Annotated in this window: 14 protein-coding genes and 3 riboswitches; of the genes, 9 read left to right on the forward strand and 5 right to left on the reverse strand. The window is 31.0% G+C overall.

Annotated elements, in window-relative coordinates; genetic code table 11:
- Positions 1-10: 10 nt before the first annotated feature.
- Positions 11-991: a tocopherol cyclase family protein gene (locus Ctaglu_RS12940; protein ID WP_125002302.1), complete on the reverse strand. Its 981-nt coding sequence runs from the start codon at positions 989-991 to the stop codon at positions 11-13.
- Between the two features lie 193 nt (positions 992-1,184).
- On the opposite strand from Ctaglu_RS12940, the gene Ctaglu_RS12945 reads away from it, so the two are divergent.
- Genes Ctaglu_RS12945 through Ctaglu_RS12960 form a run of 4 tightly spaced genes read left to right on the forward strand, consistent with a single transcriptional unit; the run spans position 1,185 to position 2,955 of the window.
- Positions 1,185-1,697: an RNA polymerase sigma factor gene (locus Ctaglu_RS12945; protein WP_185732704.1), complete on the forward strand. Its 513-nt coding sequence runs from the start codon at positions 1,185-1,187 to the stop codon at positions 1,695-1,697.
- Positions 1,694-2,152 (forward strand): hypothetical protein, encoded by a 459-nt coding sequence (locus Ctaglu_RS12950; protein ID WP_125002306.1) that lies wholly within the window; start codon positions 1,694-1,696, stop codon positions 2,150-2,152. Before Ctaglu_RS12945 ends, Ctaglu_RS12950 begins: the two co-directional genes overlap by 4 nt.
- Complete coding sequence (locus tag Ctaglu_RS12955) at positions 2,133-2,657, forward strand: hypothetical protein (RefSeq protein ID WP_125002308.1); 525 nt, start codon at positions 2,133-2,135, stop codon at positions 2,655-2,657. The genes Ctaglu_RS12950 and Ctaglu_RS12955 overlap by 20 nt, the downstream gene beginning before the upstream one ends.
- Positions 2,650-2,955 (forward strand): LiaI-LiaF-like domain-containing protein, encoded by a 306-nt coding sequence (locus Ctaglu_RS12960; protein WP_125002310.1) that lies wholly within the window; start codon positions 2,650-2,652, stop codon positions 2,953-2,955. Before Ctaglu_RS12955 ends, Ctaglu_RS12960 begins: the two co-directional genes overlap by 8 nt.
- 127 nt (positions 2,956-3,082) lie before the next feature.
- Here Ctaglu_RS12960 and Ctaglu_RS12965 read toward each other — a convergent pair whose 3' ends face one another.
- Positions 3,083-3,904 carry an EFR1 family ferrodoxin gene (locus tag Ctaglu_RS12965; RefSeq protein WP_233439772.1) on the reverse strand — a complete coding sequence of 274 codons (822 nt, stop codon included), beginning with the start codon at positions 3,902-3,904 and terminating at the stop codon, positions 3,083-3,085.
- Between the two features lie 389 nt (positions 3,905-4,293).
- On the opposite strand from Ctaglu_RS12965, the gene Ctaglu_RS12970 reads away from it, so the two are divergent.
- Both Ctaglu_RS12970 and Ctaglu_RS12975 read left to right on the forward strand, forming a co-directional pair.
- Entirely contained in the window at positions 4,294-5,940 is a 1,647-nt protein-coding gene (locus tag Ctaglu_RS12970; protein ID WP_125002314.1) for a GGDEF domain-containing protein, read from the forward strand.
- A 133-nt stretch (positions 5,941-6,073) separates the two neighbouring features.
- Complete coding sequence (locus Ctaglu_RS12975; protein WP_125002316.1) at positions 6,074-7,744, forward strand: hypothetical protein; 1,671 nt, start codon at positions 6,074-6,076, stop codon at positions 7,742-7,744.
- Between the two features lie 64 nt (positions 7,745-7,808).
- Here the strand turns inward: Ctaglu_RS12975 and Ctaglu_RS12980 are convergent, their stop codons facing one another.
- Positions 7,809-8,213: a YbaN family protein gene (locus Ctaglu_RS12980; protein WP_125002318.1), complete on the reverse strand. Its 405-nt coding sequence runs from the start codon at positions 8,211-8,213 to the stop codon at positions 7,809-7,811.
- Between the two features lie 508 nt (positions 8,214-8,721).
- Here Ctaglu_RS12980 and Ctaglu_RS12985 point away from each other — a divergent pair.
- Together Ctaglu_RS12985 and gad are read left to right on the forward strand one after the other, a co-directional pair.
- Positions 8,722-10,452 carry a sensor histidine kinase gene (locus Ctaglu_RS12985; RefSeq protein WP_125002320.1) on the forward strand — a complete coding sequence of 577 codons (1,731 nt, stop codon included), beginning with the start codon at positions 8,722-8,724 and terminating at the stop codon, positions 10,450-10,452.
- A 291-nt stretch (positions 10,453-10,743) separates the two neighbouring features.
- Positions 10,744-12,132 carry a glutamate decarboxylase gene (gene gad, locus Ctaglu_RS12990; RefSeq protein ID WP_125002322.1) on the forward strand — a complete coding sequence of 463 codons (1,389 nt, stop codon included), beginning with the start codon at positions 10,744-10,746 and terminating at the stop codon, positions 12,130-12,132.
- 88 nt (positions 12,133-12,220) lie between these two features.
- On the opposite strand, the gene Ctaglu_RS12995 is transcribed toward gad, so the two are convergent.
- Positions 12,221-13,528, reverse strand: a complete 1,308-nt coding sequence (locus Ctaglu_RS12995; RefSeq protein WP_185732705.1) for a GNAT family N-acetyltransferase — start codon at positions 13,526-13,528, stop codon at positions 12,221-12,223.
- Complete coding sequence (locus Ctaglu_RS13000) at positions 13,525-14,886, reverse strand: MATE family efflux transporter (RefSeq protein WP_125002326.1); 1,362 nt, start codon at positions 14,884-14,886, stop codon at positions 13,525-13,527. Before Ctaglu_RS13000 ends, Ctaglu_RS12995 begins: the two co-directional genes overlap by 4 nt.
- A 291-nt stretch (positions 14,887-15,177) precedes the next feature.
- A riboswitch (cobalamin riboswitch) is annotated at positions 15,178-15,352 on the forward strand.
- A 168-nt stretch (positions 15,353-15,520) separates the two neighbouring features.
- On the opposite strand from Ctaglu_RS13000, the gene Ctaglu_RS13005 reads away from it, so the two are divergent.
- Complete coding sequence (locus tag Ctaglu_RS13005; RefSeq protein ID WP_125002328.1) at positions 15,521-16,060, forward strand: cob(I)yrinic acid a,c-diamide adenosyltransferase; 540 nt, start codon at positions 15,521-15,523, stop codon at positions 16,058-16,060.
- A 45-nt stretch (positions 16,061-16,105) separates the two neighbouring features.
- Positions 16,106-16,277, forward strand: a riboswitch (cobalamin riboswitch).
- Positions 16,278-16,528: 251 nt separating this feature from the next.
- Positions 16,529-16,706, forward strand: a riboswitch (cobalamin riboswitch).
- Positions 16,707-16,860: the final 154 nt, after the last annotated feature.

The raw sequence follows: 16,860 nt of genomic DNA on the forward strand, positions 1-16,860 counted from the left end.
TATTAATTATTCACTTTAATATCATTCTTTGATCTCCACCATATTCAATGCCACAACATAGACCATTTTCACAAAATATAGTTTTAGAAATTGATTTATCTATAAGAGTAACTTTTACTGATGCTTTTAAATTTTCCTCAACTAGTGGAATCATTTTGTCATCTCTAGGCCCCATACAGAGCATAAAATCTTTTTTATCTGTTTTTGTCTCAATTATTAGCTTGTATTTTTTATTTTCAGTGGTTATTATAACATCTAATGCGTTTTGAACAATGTTTAAAGTACTTTTATTTATGGTAGTAAATTTATAAAATCTATCATCTATGAATAATCCAATTAAAAAACCTCTGAAGCTTGTAATCATAAAGGGAATATGGCCTATAGAACAACTAATAGAAGCTTTCCTATTTTTGAAACTATTGCATTGCACCCAAGTCCAAGAATAAGGAAAAGCAGAGCCCCAATTTTTTTCTACATACCCTTTTCCACCACTAAAATCTATTTCAGATCCATTAATGCATAAAGATCCTTCAAGGTCCATATCCATAACCGAAACTTGGCTATAGCATTGCATAAAAGGTATAAAATTATAATATCCCATGCTTCCAGGATTTATTGCTGAGTCTGGCCATTTCAATAAGTTTTTAAAACAAACACTGCCTTTTATATTATAAGTGTCATCATTTATATTTAAAGAAATTTCCTTTAGAGAAAAATTGTTATTTGCAATATTTATATTAAACTCAGTATTATTTTCAGAGAAAAATTCATCTTTTGTAAACTTTTTATAGCTATAACTGGCTTTATTACCTTGTAATATCTGAATAAAAGAATGTGAGTTTTCCTGGGATTTACCAAGGTGAATTCCAGGTATTAAAGCTAATACATTATTCATATTTTTATCTACTAACTTAAAATACCAACCTTCAAAAAAGTTATTTTTTCTATTATTTCCATGATAAAGATCTGGGTTTATTTTATTTTTAAACATCAGTTGCTCCTTACAAAACATAATTAATTATATTTTAGCCTTATTTTTAATTACAATACAAAAGACTTCAATAAATTCATTTAATTTTATTGTACTCTATATTGGATGTTATCTAATAATAAATTAATTTTTTATAGAATTGAAGTGTTTTTATATTTTCAATCGTTATATTAAGTGTAAGGACAAAAAAGGGGTGATGGTTATTCAAAAGGAGCAGTTTGCAAACTATATAAAACAATATGAACGCTTAATCATTACTATTTGCCTATCCTTTACAAAAAATTACTTTGATGCAGAAGATTTGGCTCAACAAACTTTTTTGTCTGCCTACACAAACTTAAGTAAATTTGATGGGGTGAATTTTAAGGCTTGGCTTACAACAATTGCCACAAATAAATGTAAAGATTTTCTTAAAAGTCCTGCAAGAGCAATTAATAGCTTATCTAATGAAGATTTTGATGGGTTAGTGGACACGGGAGATTTGCCTGAGGATAAACTTTTAAAAAAACATAGTAGAGAAAGGATATATAGTTTATGTAAGAAATTAAAAGAGCCCTATAGGGCGGTGGCCCTAAACTATTTTTGTGAAGATATTAAACTTTCCGATATGGCAAAGGATACAGGTCAGAGTTTGAAGACATTGCAAACCCATCTTTATAGATCTAAGAAACTGTTAAAAGTTTTATGGAAGGAGGAGTTAATGTGAGTAGTACACTATTTGAAGAAAAGGTCCATTTAACTAAAATATCGCTAAAAGCATTTAAAGAGGGGTCTCTAAGTGATAATGAACTAGTTTTATTATCGGAACACATTTGCAATTGTGAAGGGTGTGCGGATATGCTCGCCAATAGTTTTAATGATAGTGAACTTGCAAACGCTCCTTTGGGATTTGAGCAGGAAATAATGTGCAAAATTAAAAATAAAAAAGAAAATAATACCCAGTTTATGTTTTATTCTCTTAGGGTGGCAATGGCAGCAAGTATAGCATTGATGTTTGTTTTTTCAAATGGATTAAATTTTCTGGCAAATACTAAAACCAAAACATTGAATGTAAACCCAATGAGTTTAAGTACTATTAACACAGTTAATCAAAGTCTTAATAATTTCTCTCAAAAAATAATTAATTTGGAGGTTTTTAATAATGAAAAAGGAAAAAAGTAAATTTTTAACCTTTTGTTTTTCAATGTTACCTGGAGCAGGGCACATGTATATGGGCTTTATGAAGATGGGACTATCACTTATGGCAGCATTCTTCTTTTTAATATTTCTTTCTAGCTTTCTTGCTATAGGTCCACTGCTCTTTGTATTGCCATTAATCTGGTTTTACTCATTTTTCGATTGTATGAACAAACGTTATTCTACAGATGAAGAATTTTTACTTTTAGAGGATAATTATTTATTTTCTCTTGATGAACTTGCAAAAATAGATAAAGGTATATTTAAAAAACACACCTTGTGGTCAGGCGTACTGCTATTACTGCTTGGTGCCTACTTAATATGGAATAATATTATGGATAGTCTGTCTAGATATATGTCCGATGAAGTATATGGTGCTATCTATGATGTAGTAAGAGTGGCTCCTCAAATAATCATAGGTGTTGTAATAATTGTTGTAGGTGCAAAACTTATTATTGGTAAGAAAAAAGAGTGTGATATGAATGATTAAGGGACGTAGAGTGGGGACCTTTACAACCGGAATAGTTTTAGTTATGTTTGGAATAATGTTTTTATTACGATTAATAAATCCAAGTATTAATTATTTACAAATAGCATCGCTGTGGCCACTAGTTCTAGTGCTACTGGGAATTGAAATCATTGTAGCATATTTAATAAACAAGGAAGAGATAATGAAATACGATTTCCACGCAATAATTTTAATAATAATGGTATCCGTATTTGCAATGGGTATGGGATGTATGGAGTATATAATTACTCATATGTCACAGTTTAGAACTGTATTATAAATAAAGAGGGGGCTATCTCGCTATAGAAAGTAATTTTTATAGCGAGATAGCTCTTTTTTCTTTTATAAATACAAAAGTGGAACAGTAAGATTTAGTTTTAGTGTAGTGGTAGTTCATGCCTATTTTTCTATAGAAATAATTCTGGTTGTTTTCGATAAGTAAAATTAACTTCTAATTCATGCTTATGTAGCAAATAATCTTCATCATCATAATACTTTGCATTCATTGGGCATTTTTTAATACAAGCTCCACATTTAATACAAATTCCATTTAATTTAGATACATCTTGAAAATCAATGGAACCCATAGGACATATAGTTACACAAAGTTTACAATCATTACAATTGCTAGTTGTTTTTGGACAAACCTTTCTAATATCAACATCAATACCATCTTTATTTGTAGGAATATAGTGTTTTCTATAAGGCTTGTTTCCATTTATAGTTACAGTTTGATATTTATCTTGAGTTATTATTTTTGTATATAATTGATTTGCAAAGTCGCGTGCAATAGCCATATCTTCTTCATCGGGCCTATTTTTAGCAAGAGTTTTAGAAAATGCATGTTCTCCTATAAATGCACCCCCGCCAATAACTTTAAAACCATTTAGTTCAAGTATATCTTTCAGTTCTATTAATGCATCATCATAATTTCTGTTTCCATATACAACTACGGGAATTGCTAATGCACCATTACCGGTAATAGAGTTTAAATATTTTAATAATATATTAGGAACTCTTCCTGCATAAACAGGAATTCCTATAATAAGGATATCCTGCTTCGTAAACGACACTATTTTTTTTCGAGCTTCAGGTAATGTAAAATCAATATTATTTATAGATATTCCTTTATCAATATTTTGGGAAAATTTCTTTCCTATATTGCATACCACTTTTTTAGTTGTATCTGTAGCACTAAAATACATTGTATTAATTTTTTTAATCACAATAAATCCCCCTTAATCAGTAGCTTGCATCTTTACGGCAAGTCATAAATTTTTCCTAATAATTATGAAATGCAGTATAAGAATGGTAGGAACTATTATTTTATATCTTCCTTTTATTTAATTGTAATATTTTACAAATGGGCGCTATATTATAGTTTATTTATATACAATTATAACATGAATTTTAAGCAAAGCTTCAAGAAAAAATAATGTGAAAACTGAATTTATGCTCTTATGTTTTGGATATAACAAATTCACCCATAATATAATAAAATATTTCTTTGTTTGATGAATTCCTTGAAAGATAAAGGAAAAAAGTGGAATGTGTAGAATAGGTAATGTATAAATAAACAAGTATGACTAATGTTATATTTTAGGGGGAAATTCTTATAATGGACGTTTCAACAGTAGTTATGAATAAAATTAAAGAGGCAAAAGTGATTTCGTTTAAGCAACCAAGTCTTGCTTTTGATATGAGCAAGGAGGCTTATGATATTGCAAAAGCGAATAATTTAAAGCTGGAAGAGGCTTATGCATTGTTTGCCATGGCACTGGCTTGTAGGTCAATGACAAAACTTAATGACTGTTTTAATTATGCTTTTGATGCTTCTAAGCTATTTGAGATTTATGATAAACCTGTGGAATTAGCAGGGGCATTAAACCTTATAGGGGTTGTATATTTTTATAATGCCATGTACGAGACAGCACTTGAAAATTTTTTGAGAGCATTACACATGTTAGAAGAGACAAGAGATTCGCTTACAATGAGCAGAATATTGAACAATATGGGTGAAGTGTATAAAGAAGTGGGAAATGTTGAGGAGGCACTAGTATCTTATAATAGTGCAATGAATTTATGTGAAAAATATAATTATATGACTAATATAGCGGTTATATTAGAAAACTTGGGTGAAATATATTTTATAAAGAAAGATTACGCTTACAGTTTTGAATGTTATAAAAGAAGTTATGATATTTTAATTGAAAATAATAATATTACTGCTCTTTCAGAAGTTGAAAATAAAATAGGAAAAATACATTTTATTAAGAAGGAATATGGTAAGGCAAGGGAATGCTATAATAATGCGCTTTCTCGATTAGAGGGGATAGAGAATAAGTTTTTTTCAATAGATGTACTGATGAATCTTGCAGAACTTGAAAGGCTTGAAAACCAAGGGCTTTTCTTATTCTATCTCAATAAAGCCATTAAATATGGAGAAGAAATAAATGCTAGAAAAAAACTAAGTCAGATATATAAGATTATAACTGAATTTTATGAAAGAAAAGCAGATTTTAGATTGTCACTTGAATTTTATAAAAAGTATCATACAATGGAGCAGAAAATTGAAACTACTGCAATCTCTCATAAGCTTGAAATAATAAAAATTGAGCTTAGTAAGTTATTTAGTGAAGAGGAAGCTGAAAAAATTACAAAATTAAACAAACAATTGGAAAAGGATATGGGGAGCCAAAACCTATTACTTCATAAAATGGAAAAAGTAAACAAAGAATTAAGTGTAAAGATAATCTCTGATGAACTTACTAATATACCTAATAGGAGAGGAGTAAAGAATTATATCTCTAAGGTGTGGCAGGAAAGTGAAATAAGTCCCATTAATTTAGCCTTTTTAATGATAGATATTGATCATTTTAAACGCTATAACGATTATTATGGACACCTTCAAGGAGATAATTGTCTTAAAAAAATAGCAAGCTGTTTAAAAAGTGTTTTTGGAAATAAATATGGAATACTTGGAAGATTTGGTGGAGAAGAATTCGTTTGTTTTATTAGAGGCATTGAATACAATCAGGTATTAGAGAGTGCAGAGCTACTTCGTAGCTCCATTGAGAAGCTTGATTTTAATTATATTTGGAATAATGGGTGTTATCCAGTAACCATAAGTATAGGTGGCGTGCATGGTCGTAGATCAGACTTTAAAACTTCACAGGATATGTATTTAATTGCTGATAAAGAACTTTATAAAGCTAAAAATTCAGGCAGAAATAAGGTTTTTTTAAGAAATCACAATATGTACTAAAACTTTATTCCTTATAATTTCAAAGGGTAGTGGTGGTGAATATGTTTGAATATAGTGTGCAAACAGGATATAATATATTGAATACAAAATATTGGTTATTTTATATATTTACATAAATGTTTGGAGGGAATAAATGATTTGCAACAATTGTAATAATGAATTTACTAATATTAGTGGATTGAAATTTTGTCCATATTGTGGAGAGGAAATAGAAGAAGGCATTGATTCGAAAATTAATAACATAGAAAACGAGAATATAACTACCGGGGACATAAATAAGAAAAACCATGAAGATACACAACCTATGCCTGTAATAACAGAAGAAAATATAAAGAAGTATAACAGAGAAAATGGAGATAAGTTTTTTGATTCACTAAAAAAAACCTTTGTGAACATGAAAGTAATCAGAGAAAAAAAATTTGATTCATTAAAGAAAACCTTTATGAATATGAAAGTAATCAAAGAAAAAAAAATTACTCCATTAAAGAAAAGTTTTATGAATATGAAAGTAGTTATACCTATAATAGCCTTATTAGTTGTTATTGGAGGAGGGGTGTTTGCATACACATTTTTTACTGCAAGGCCCGTAGATGAAGTTAGAATAAAGGAAGACTTGATGGGAAAAATAATAACGCTTCCTAAAGGTACAAGCATAAAAATGAGCACGGATAACATGAAAAGCTTCAGTATAAATACTAGAAATACAGATAAGAGTAAGGATGAGATAAAGATAGCGTTAACTTTGAACAACGGCGCCATTGAGGCAAAGACCTTGGCATCAGTAGTATATACTTACCAAGGTAAAAATCAATGGAAAATAAGTGACGGAGTTAGATTGGACACAGTTAATGCAATAAAACCGGTTGTAGGTATGGATGAAAAGAAGTTCTTGGAAGCCGTGAAAAAATTAAGTATAACCATTGCAGATACAAAAGTAGTATTAGGTGGACAAGAAGTAAAAAGTCTTGGTATAAGTTTAAAAACACCAGATTTAGAAAAGGGGAAAGAAGAAATTCTAATGCAAACATCTATAGACAGCGGACTTCTGGCTACTACAGGAAAAATAAAGTGCAAGCTTGTTTTTGAAAATGAAGTATGGAGAATTGCGACTACCGAGAAAAATAGCACTGAGGATTTTACACTGGTAATATCGCCAACTTTTTCTGACGAAAAGGTTATTGAAGCTGTAAGGGAAAATGGATTGGAAGAAACAGTAACTTATTCGAATTTTTTTGGAGGCAAAGGGTTTACTGTAAAGGATAGTTTTACTAAGAGTATTAATGTAGCTGGTAAAAGGTATGATGCAGAAAAGGGAGTACTATATGTTAATGCTAAGAGGGAAAATACAGCGGGGGAAATAAAATCAGTATTAACAACTGGCTATACTTTCTCAATATCTTTAAGCAAAATAGCGTTAACAGATAAAGCAAAAACTACTGTTAATAGTGGGACAATAAATAATGTGGCGACTCCACGAGTAATATCAACTATTACTAATGTTGAAGTTGAAGGAAATAATTTGTTTTTCTGGTGGTCTAATAATCATAAAATAACACCTGAAGAAGCGAAGACATTTAAAACTAGTAAAATATTATCCAAAAAGGGTTTTGAAAATATAAAATATGTTTATGGAAGTATTACTTATAAGGATGATAAAAAGAATAAAAGCGCTTCTGGTTCTTTTGTAGCATTATATTTCCTTGTTTATGATGGAACTAACGGATACAACTGGAAATTAGATAAAATAATTGGTGCTGATTCACCTAATTACAATGCGCTTACTAAGGAAGCAAAAAATCAATAAAACATATAAAGAAAGGCCAGTTAAGGTAAATATTAATAATCTTAGCTGGCTTTTTTACATCTTATCAGATTTCTTCTGTCTGATAATCTACTTTTAATATCTTTCTAGTTTTAATTTTGAAAATAAAATAATAATATTTACATAATATAATAAATATTAAAACAATTTTCATGAATATGTTATTTGTAATTATTAGTGGGAAAGCTATCATAAAATCGGCGAATAATAATATTATTACCTTTTGCTTTAAAGTTAAGGTTCTATCTTTAATAAAGCTTTCTAGATGCTTCTTATAAATTTTAGTACTCTTAAACCAGGTATTCAATCTTTCAGATCCTCTCATAAAGCATACGGAGGCTAAAAGTAAGAAAGGGGTTGTAGGTAGTACTGGTAAAACTATTCCTATAATACCTAATCCCATTGCTATAAAACCAACTAATACATAAATGATTTTGATTATTTTATTAATATTACATACCCCCTATATTAGAAAAAACAAGTTTGAATTTATATATTATAATATTTAAATTACACAAACATTGTACCAAATATCGAGGGTTTTGTAATGTTTTAGTTAATATTGCAGTACCGCAGGTGATGATTTTCACTTCATCCACCCTTATCATGTACAGGATTTTCTGGAAGGGGTTGAGAGCTTTTCATCCAGTTTAACCCTAGCAATATAGATACAATCTATGCAAGTGTTCCGAGGTTTAACATTTACCTGGGGCATATAAAAGGCGATTTCACACAAATACTATGACAAATTTATATGGTGTTCTTGGAATATGTTGAGTTTATGCTAAAATATATTAAAAATTTTAAGATTTATGTTGAATAAATATAGGATATTAATATAATTGAAATATATGTATAAATTTAGAATTAAAGTGAGACTTGTTAGTGCGTAACTGATTAATAATAAATACAAACAGTTTGAAATAGTGTTATTGGATTATAGGGTGGGGGGTAAAATTATGAATAGAGAAAGGTCTATAGAAATAGAAAAACTAAAAGCTAATATGAAAAAATTAGAACAAGTTAATGCTATTCTTGAAAAAGAGATAGCTGAGGATAAGAGAACTATGGAGGAGCTAAAAGCAAACGAGGAACGGCTAAACTTTGCTCTTGAGGGTAGCGGAGATGGTGTTTGGGATTGGAATGCAATAACAAATGAGATGATTTATTCAAAAGGATGGAAGGGCATGCTTGGTTATGAAGAGAATGAGATTCAAAATTTATTTAGCGAATGGGACGAGTTGCTTCATCCTGAGGATAAGGAGTCTGCTTATTTAAAGTTAAACAGGTATTTAAAAGGAGTAGTTCCGGCCTACGACAGTGAATATAGACTCCGTGCAAAAGATGGATTTTATAAATGGATACTTAGCAAGGGTAAAATTATAAGCTGGACTACAGATGGAAAGCCTTTAAGAGTAACAGGTACGCATTCTGATATTAATTCTCGCAAGCTAATGGAACAGGAATTAAGAGAAGCTAAGGAACGGTTTTCTAATGTTCTTGAGTATTCCCAGGATGCATCTTATAGAAGAAATGTTGTAACTGATAAATATGATTATATGAGTCCTGTTTTTGAAAGATTAACAGGTTATACTCTTGAGGAAATTCTAGTAATGAATGAGAATACTGTTTTTAAAAAGATTCATCCGGATGATTCGGATGATGTAATCCAGCGTATAAAAGAAGCATCCGCAAAGAATGGTGCATCAGAGACAATAGCAATAGAGTACCGGTTTTTATGCAAAAATGGTGAGTACAGATGGTTTCTTGACAGGTTTACATCAGTAAAAGGAAAATTGCTACAACCGTCTTTTCGGTACGGAGTTTTTCAAGATATTACTTTCCAAAAAAATGTTAAAGAAGAGCTAAAAAAAGCAAAGGAAATTGCGGAAAAAGCTAGTATTAACAAAAGTGAATTTATTGCTAATATGTCACATGAACTCAGAACTCCTATCAACGTTACCCTGGCAGGGGTTCAGCTTTTTGAGCTATATCTTAAAAATGGCTCTTATTTGAACAAAGAAAAAACTTCAAAACACTTAAAAGCTATGAAACGAAATTGCATGCGTCTATTAAGGTTGGTTAACAACCTAATTGATTCAACTAAAATTGATGCGGGATTTTACGAACCACATTTTAGAAATCAAGATATTGTAAGTCTTATTAACAGAATTGCATTGTCGGTATCGGATTATGCAAAACAAAAGGACATCAACTTGCTATTCCATACAGATATTGAAAAAATGTTAATAACATGTGATGTGGATATGATTGAGCGGATAATGTTAAACATCATTTCAAATGCTATAAAATTTACTGCGGATTCTGTTCTTATAAATATTTACAAGGGAGTGGACAGGATTGTTATTTCAGTTAAAGATAATGGGATTGGAATTGAAAAAGAAAATCAAAATATAATATTTGAAAGATACAAACAAGTTTCAAAACTATTTACAAGAGAGAATGAGGGTAGTGGTATTGGGTTATCTTTAACGAAATCTCTTGTTGAAATGCATGGTGGAAATATTAGCGTAAAAAGTGAATATGGAAAAGGCTGCGAATTTATTATTGAACTTCCAGTTAAATATGATACAAATGAGGAGTGCATAATACATAATTTTAACGAAACTGAGGATAAAGACAAATTTATTGAAAAGATGAATGTAGAATTTTCAGATATTTATGAATAAGAAAATATTCATAATTTTAGCTTAATGTATTCATGGACAAGCACCAGCAATTTATATAAAAGTGATATTAAGTATGTTTTTTCAATGAGATAGTATAATGCGTAGAATACAGGTGTAAAATATTAAATAATATAATTAGTCATATAGAGAAAAATGGGCTATTATCTATAGATATATTAAAAGGTAAAATATAAGTTTAGGCAGGCTAGTTTAAGCAAGAAATATTGGTAGCCTGTAATAGATAAAAATATAATGGTTTAATTATTGTGGATAAGAGAGGCGGAATAAAATATGACATTGTTTAATAATAAAAACAGAGATGATGAAGGGTTTAAATCTCTTTACACTAATTCAATAGCTCAGACTCAGCTTCCGAAAGATGAATTGCCCCATAAAATTTCCGATCCTCAAGTGATTCGGCGATTGATCTACGACGAGCTGTTTATGGATGGAAACGCTCGCCAAAACCTAGCAACCTTTTGCACTACATACATTGAAGACGAAGTGCGTGATCTAATGGATTTATCAATTAATAAAAATATGATAGATAAGGATGAGTACCCGCAAACTGCTGAAATTGAACATCGATGTGTTAATATATTGGCAAATCTTTGGCATTCACCTGGAAAACTAGACACCATTGGGTGTTCAACAATTGGATCAAGTGAAGCGGCAATACTTGGTGGATTGGCATTTAAATGGAAATGGCGCAAACGTCGCGAAGCTGAGGGTAAATCTTCGAGTAATCCTAACATTGTATGCGGACCTGTTCAAATATGTTGGCATAAATTTGCAAGATACTTTGATGTAGAGATAAGAGAAATTCCTCTACTACCAGATGAGCTATGTTTGAAGCCTTCTCAATTAGTGGATTATTGTGATGAGAATACAATTGGAGTAGTGGCAACTTTGGGTAGCACATTTACCTGCGTTTATGAGCCAGTGGAGGGGATTGCTAAAGCCTTAGATGTGATTGAGAAAGAAGCAGGCTATGATATCCCCATTCATGTGGATGGAGCTAGCGGAGCATTTATTGCACCATTTATACAGAAAAATATTAAGTGGGATTTTTGCATTCCTAGGGTTAAATCTATTAACGCATCAGGTCATAAATTTGGTATGGCACCGCTTGGTGTTGGTTGGGTAGTTTGGAGGGCTTTGGAGGATTTGCCTGAGGAATTAATCTTTAATGTGGATTATTTAGGAGGACAAATGCCAACATTTGCACTGAATTTTTCAAGGCCAGCTGGTCAAATTATTGCCCAATATTACAAGCTTTTGCAATTGGGTCATGAGGGCTATACTGCAATTCAGAATAGTTGTGCCAATACTGCCCAGTATTTAGGTGGGGAGCTTTCCAAAATAGATTTATTTGAAATATTATATGATGGTCATGGTGCAATACCTGCAGTTTGTTATAAACTAAAGGATGAAATTGCAAGTGGATTCACACTTTATGATCTTTCTGATCGTTTAAGAATGCATGGTTGGCAAATAGCCTCCTATCCACTCCCAAGCAATCGACAAGATATAACTGTACAACGTATTTTAATTCGTCACGGTGTTAGTCGTGATATGATATTTTTACTTCTTCGTGATTTAAAAAAAGAATTGGAGAGTTTAAATGATAAATCAGTATTAAATACTTGTATTTGTAACAAAGTTAGTTTCCATCATTAATTAATAGAGATATAGCAAAAAAGCAGCACTATCAAAATAATTTGATTAGTGTCGCTTTTTTATAACCGTTTAAATTTATAAATTATTGCTATATATCCATATCATTATTTATATAATGACTGTGAACAAAGCCTATTTTTTCTAACATATCAACATATTTATCAGGACTTTGAAGTAATATAAACTCTATATCATCATTTTTTGTTACATCTTTTATTGTTTTAATTACTGTAGCTCGTCCAATTCCTCTTCCCCTTAATGAAGGTTTAACGGCCCCAAAATATAATCCTAAGACATCGGTATCTAATTTACTAAATGCAGTTGTAGAAACTACTTCCCCATTTAAAATCCCGTTATAAAGAGTATAGCCATTTTCAATGTTTGTAACAGCATTATAAACTATATTTTTAAAAGTGTTCTTTTCAATTTCTTTAATTTCAAGAGCAGCTATAAAAGTTCCACACCATGTGTCTATCATTTCACTATTTGTAGCTTTTTCAATAGCAAATCCTTCTATTTTTTCATATTCACTATTTAAAATGTAGGGTGGAAGGTACATACAATTAAGCTCTTTATCATCTATATACCTAAAACCCTCAATGGCTTTAATATGATTATTTCTGCTTTGATTGTTTGAATCTATGAGATCCTTCGGAGTTCCTTCAATTATTCCAAACCAATCTGAATAACCATATTTTATAAAGCCACATTTTGCTGCAAGACCTGGTGACATATTATTTGCTTCATTTATTTGAAGAAAAGGTATTTTTCCTAGCTTCATAATCTTTGATGAAAGGTCTATTGAAGTATCAACTGCATAATTATTTTTTCTATACTCATCCTTTGTGAACATTATACCCATGGAATTGTCATTGTGAACAAGCACCCATGAGGCAATATCTCCATTAGAATATATAGCTGAAGATGGTCGATGAGATATATCTTTTTCAATGGTTTTAAGGCTATCAGGATTTCTATAGGTGTAAAAATTATCAACTGTTTCTGCATCTTTTATATTAATAGATTCTACCGTGTTTTTTACAAGACTTAAATCTAAATTTTCCTTTGGAAGGTAGTGCAATGAACATCTGCTTTCCCAGGTTACTAAATATCTTTCTCTTATTTTCTGGGCAAGTGGTCTGTATACACCTGAAAATCCATAAAAATTATCTTTAAATAGTGTTTTAAGCACTTCATCTAAAAACACATCATCCTCAGTATATATGTAGTTAAAGTATTCGTATCTTACAAGAACACCTCTAGATAATTGTTCCTTATCCACATATATTTCTGCCAGGGGTTCATTTTCTATTATGCCTATTATATTTAAATTTACAATTTCATTTTGCTTTAAGTATTCCATAATTGCTTGTGATATTTTAGTTTTTACTATCATATAATTTTCTCCTTCCATCTATTGGTTTTAAAATATACTATTATAATAACTGCCTCAATTACAACTGATAAAGATACTGAAGCCCACACACCATTTGTCCCCATATTTAATCTGCTTGCCAGGATATATGCAATGGGAAGCTTTAAAACTACGTTTGCAACTATTGAGGAAATCATAGGTGGGAATGTATCTCCTGACCCTTGAAAAGCTCCTCCATAAATTGTTGTGTATACTACAAAAATAAGACCAACATATACTATTCGGAGGTACTCGGCTCCAGTTCTTATTACTAATGGATCATTAATAAAAAAACTCATTATATCTGTTGGAAAAATCAAATAGGGTATTGAAAATAAAATCATGTTGTAGCCTGCCAGTTTTAATCCTTCTTTTATAATTTTATCACATGCATTTATATCACCTCGCCCAAGGCTTTGCCCCACCATTATTGAAATGGCAGTTGAAAGACCAACAAGGAATATAAAGGTATAGTTAAAAAGCTGTCCACCTATTCCGAAAGCTGCGGTACCCTCTCTGCCTCCAACTGTATACACAAGACTGAACATAAACATTCCGGTAATAGGTCTTGCAACCTGCTGCAAACACGCCCAGCCGCCTATCTTTAATATTCTCATACTGTTATTTAGTTGCAGCTTCATACTCCATATAAATTTATTTAGACTAGAATCGTATATTTTCCTAATAAGAACAAGGGTAATTGCAATGCAGGAAAAGAGCATAGATATAACTGTTGCAATAGCAGCACCTGCAATTCCCAAATGAAATGTGAACATAAAAAGTGAATCAAGTATTGCATTTATTAAATTAGATATTCCAAAAATTATAAGTGGAGTTAATGTATCTCCTAGTGATTGCAGTATTGTCCTTAATACTGAATTTAAAAATACAAATATTGTTCCAATAAAGACAACGGATAAATATTTTTCGGTCAGAGCTACTACATTTGGTTCCGGATTAAAAATTAATTTGATTATGCTTTCTGTATTTAAAAAGCATATTATACTCAATATTATTCCAAAAATAAGTGATAGAGTAAATGATTGTCCACTAAAAGATCTAACTGACTCCATGTCACCTTCACCATAACTTCTTGAAACAAGAGCTATAGTTCCAGCTGAAACTAGAGTTGATATCACAAAGATTACACTCGAAGCTGAATTAGATAGTGCAGCAGCTGCGGCTTCATTTGTACCAAGCTTTGCTATGAAATATGTATCAACTGTTCCTAAAAGACTTTGAAGTATCATGCCTATCATAATAGGCCATGAAAGCATGAAAATTTTCTTGATATCCTTATTTAATTTTTTATCTGTGGTTTTTAATATATTTTTACCCATTGACACTCTCCCTTCTCAATTATTTAACACCCCAATTGCGATGAGTGCATAAAAATATTCTGTTTATAATGAAATATAGTTATTATCTAGTTTAATCATATTTATACTTTTGCAAATTGTCAATATATCTTATGTATTCTATATAAAGGATAAATGGATAATGATTAAAATTCAATGAATAAGAGCTGGTGATAAAATAAGAGCAAGTAGCCAAGGACTGGAAAGCTATGGATGAAAACTTACTTTTAGCATTGCAAAAAAAGAGAAAATATTCTATACTATTGTTACAACTTAATAAAAAATTATTTAAGGTGCCTTTTAAAGGTTTAATAGGGAAAGTGGTCTAAATCCACTGCAGCCCCCGCTACTGTACACGGAGACAAATCCATACCACTGGCAAAGCGCTGGGAAGGTTGGAGGAGAGTGACCCGCAAGCCAGGAGACCTGCCTAGATGATATACAGCTTTATCCTACGGAGGGACGGGATGGCAATTATATATGCTTTTTTGCATTGTATTGCTTTCACATGGGATGTGAAGGCATTTTATTTTATATAAAGTCTTTTACTCGACCTTAAGAGGAAATTACCGTAGTACCACAATTAGATATTTTTAAACAAGGAGAGATGAATATAATGGGAAAATTAAAAAATGGATATGTACAAATTTATACAGGAAATGGTAAAGGAAAAACAACCGCAGCTGTAGGACTAGCTGTGAGAGCTGCTGGAAACGGATACAATGTATTTATGGTACAGTTTTTAAAAGGAAGTAAAACTGGGGAAATTGAAAGTTCCAAAAAATTGGCTCCTTTTTTTAATATATTTAGGTTTGAGAAAAAGAGAGGTTTTTTTTGGACATTAAATGCTGAGGAAAAAATTGAATTAAAAGAAGAAGTGCAAAAAGGATATGAATTTTGCAAAGAGGCATTAAAAGAAGAAAAATGCGATATACTTATTATGGATGAGGTAATGGGAGCATTGAACAATGGATTAATAAGTGAAGAACAAGTACTAGAATTAATAGATAATAAACCTTACAATATAGAGTTAATTTTAACAGGAAGAAACGTACCTAAAGCTATAATAGATAAAGCAAATCTGGTAACTGAGATGAAGGACATAAAGCATTATTTTAATGAGGGAGTGCCATCTAGAGAGGGTATAGAATTTTAGATATTGCAATAAAGGTAAATATAGGCTATAATAACAGTAATAACTTAATAAATAGTCATCTAAGGTACCTTTTAAAGGATTAATAGGGAAAGTGGTCGAAATCCACTGCAGCCCCCGCTACTGTACACGGAGACAAATCCATACCACTGGCAAGCGCTGGGAAGGTTGGAGGAGAGTGACCCCTAAGCCAGGAGACCTGCCTAGATGATATACAGCTTTATCCTACGGAGGGACGGGATTGCAATTATATTGCTTTCACATGGGATGTGAAGACATTTTATTTTTATAAAATATTTTGCTCGACCTTTTGTAGGTTGGGTATTTTTTTTTGGAATATAGTGTTTTAAAAGGTTGTTAATATACATAATAGAAAAAGATGCTATGTTTGGAGGGGCAAAATATGTTACATCTTTACAACTAAATTCATTGACTTATTGTATAGTAAGGGCATTTGCAAAGAACTAAAAACTAAATAATAGAATATAGGTTTAATTAAAATTAATTAAAAGGGAATTGGGTTAAAATCCTGAACTATCTCGTAGCTGTAATAGATGAATTTAGGTATATTATGCCACTTGGAAACGGGGAAGGCGTACTTAAATAATGATTCTTTAGTCAGAAGACCTGCTTATATTTCTGCACCATAAACTCTACGAGTCATAGAGAGGGCATTGTAATGAAAATTTGTTTATTTATTTTATATGAATAAGCATATTTTTCAAGCGTTTCCTTTTAACACTTTAGTTAAAAGGAATTTTGTTTTTTAAACCCAATTGTCGGTTCCATTGTTCACAATGTTT

Source organism: Clostridium tagluense, assembly GCF_003865095.1.
GTDB lineage: Bacteria > Bacillota > Clostridia > Clostridiales > Clostridiaceae > Clostridium_AD > Clostridium_AD tagluense.

Coding starts and splice junctions, on each gene's coding strand:
- Ctaglu_RS12975 (WP_125002316.1), top strand. CDS start 6,074: ATGATTTGCAACAATTGTAATAATGAATTTACTAATATTAGTGGATTG.
- Ctaglu_RS12955 (WP_125002308.1), top strand. CDS start 2,133: ATGAAAAAGGAAAAAAGTAAATTTTTAACCTTTTGTTTTTCAATGTTA.
- Ctaglu_RS12985 (WP_125002320.1), top strand. CDS start 8,722: ATGAATAGAGAAAGGTCTATAGAAATAGAAAAACTAAAAGCTAATATG.
- gad (WP_125002322.1), top strand. CDS start 10,744: ATGACATTGTTTAATAATAAAAACAGAGATGATGAAGGGTTTAAATCT.
- Ctaglu_RS12940 (WP_125002302.1), bottom strand. CDS start 991: ATGTTTAAAAATAAAATAAACCCAGATCTTTATCATGGAAATAATAGA.
- Ctaglu_RS13000 (WP_125002326.1), bottom strand. CDS start 14,886: ATGGGTAAAAATATATTAAAAACCACAGATAAAAAATTAAATAAGGAT.
- Ctaglu_RS12960 (WP_125002310.1), top strand. CDS start 2,650: ATGATTAAGGGACGTAGAGTGGGGACCTTTACAACCGGAATAGTTTTA.
- Ctaglu_RS12995 (WP_185732705.1), bottom strand. CDS start 13,528: ATGATAGTAAAAACTAAAATATCACAAGCAATTATGGAATACTTAAAG.
- Ctaglu_RS12970 (WP_125002314.1), top strand. CDS start 4,294: ATGGACGTTTCAACAGTAGTTATGAATAAAATTAAAGAGGCAAAAGTG.
- Ctaglu_RS13005 (WP_125002328.1), top strand. CDS start 15,521: ATGGGAAAATTAAAAAATGGATATGTACAAATTTATACAGGAAATGGT.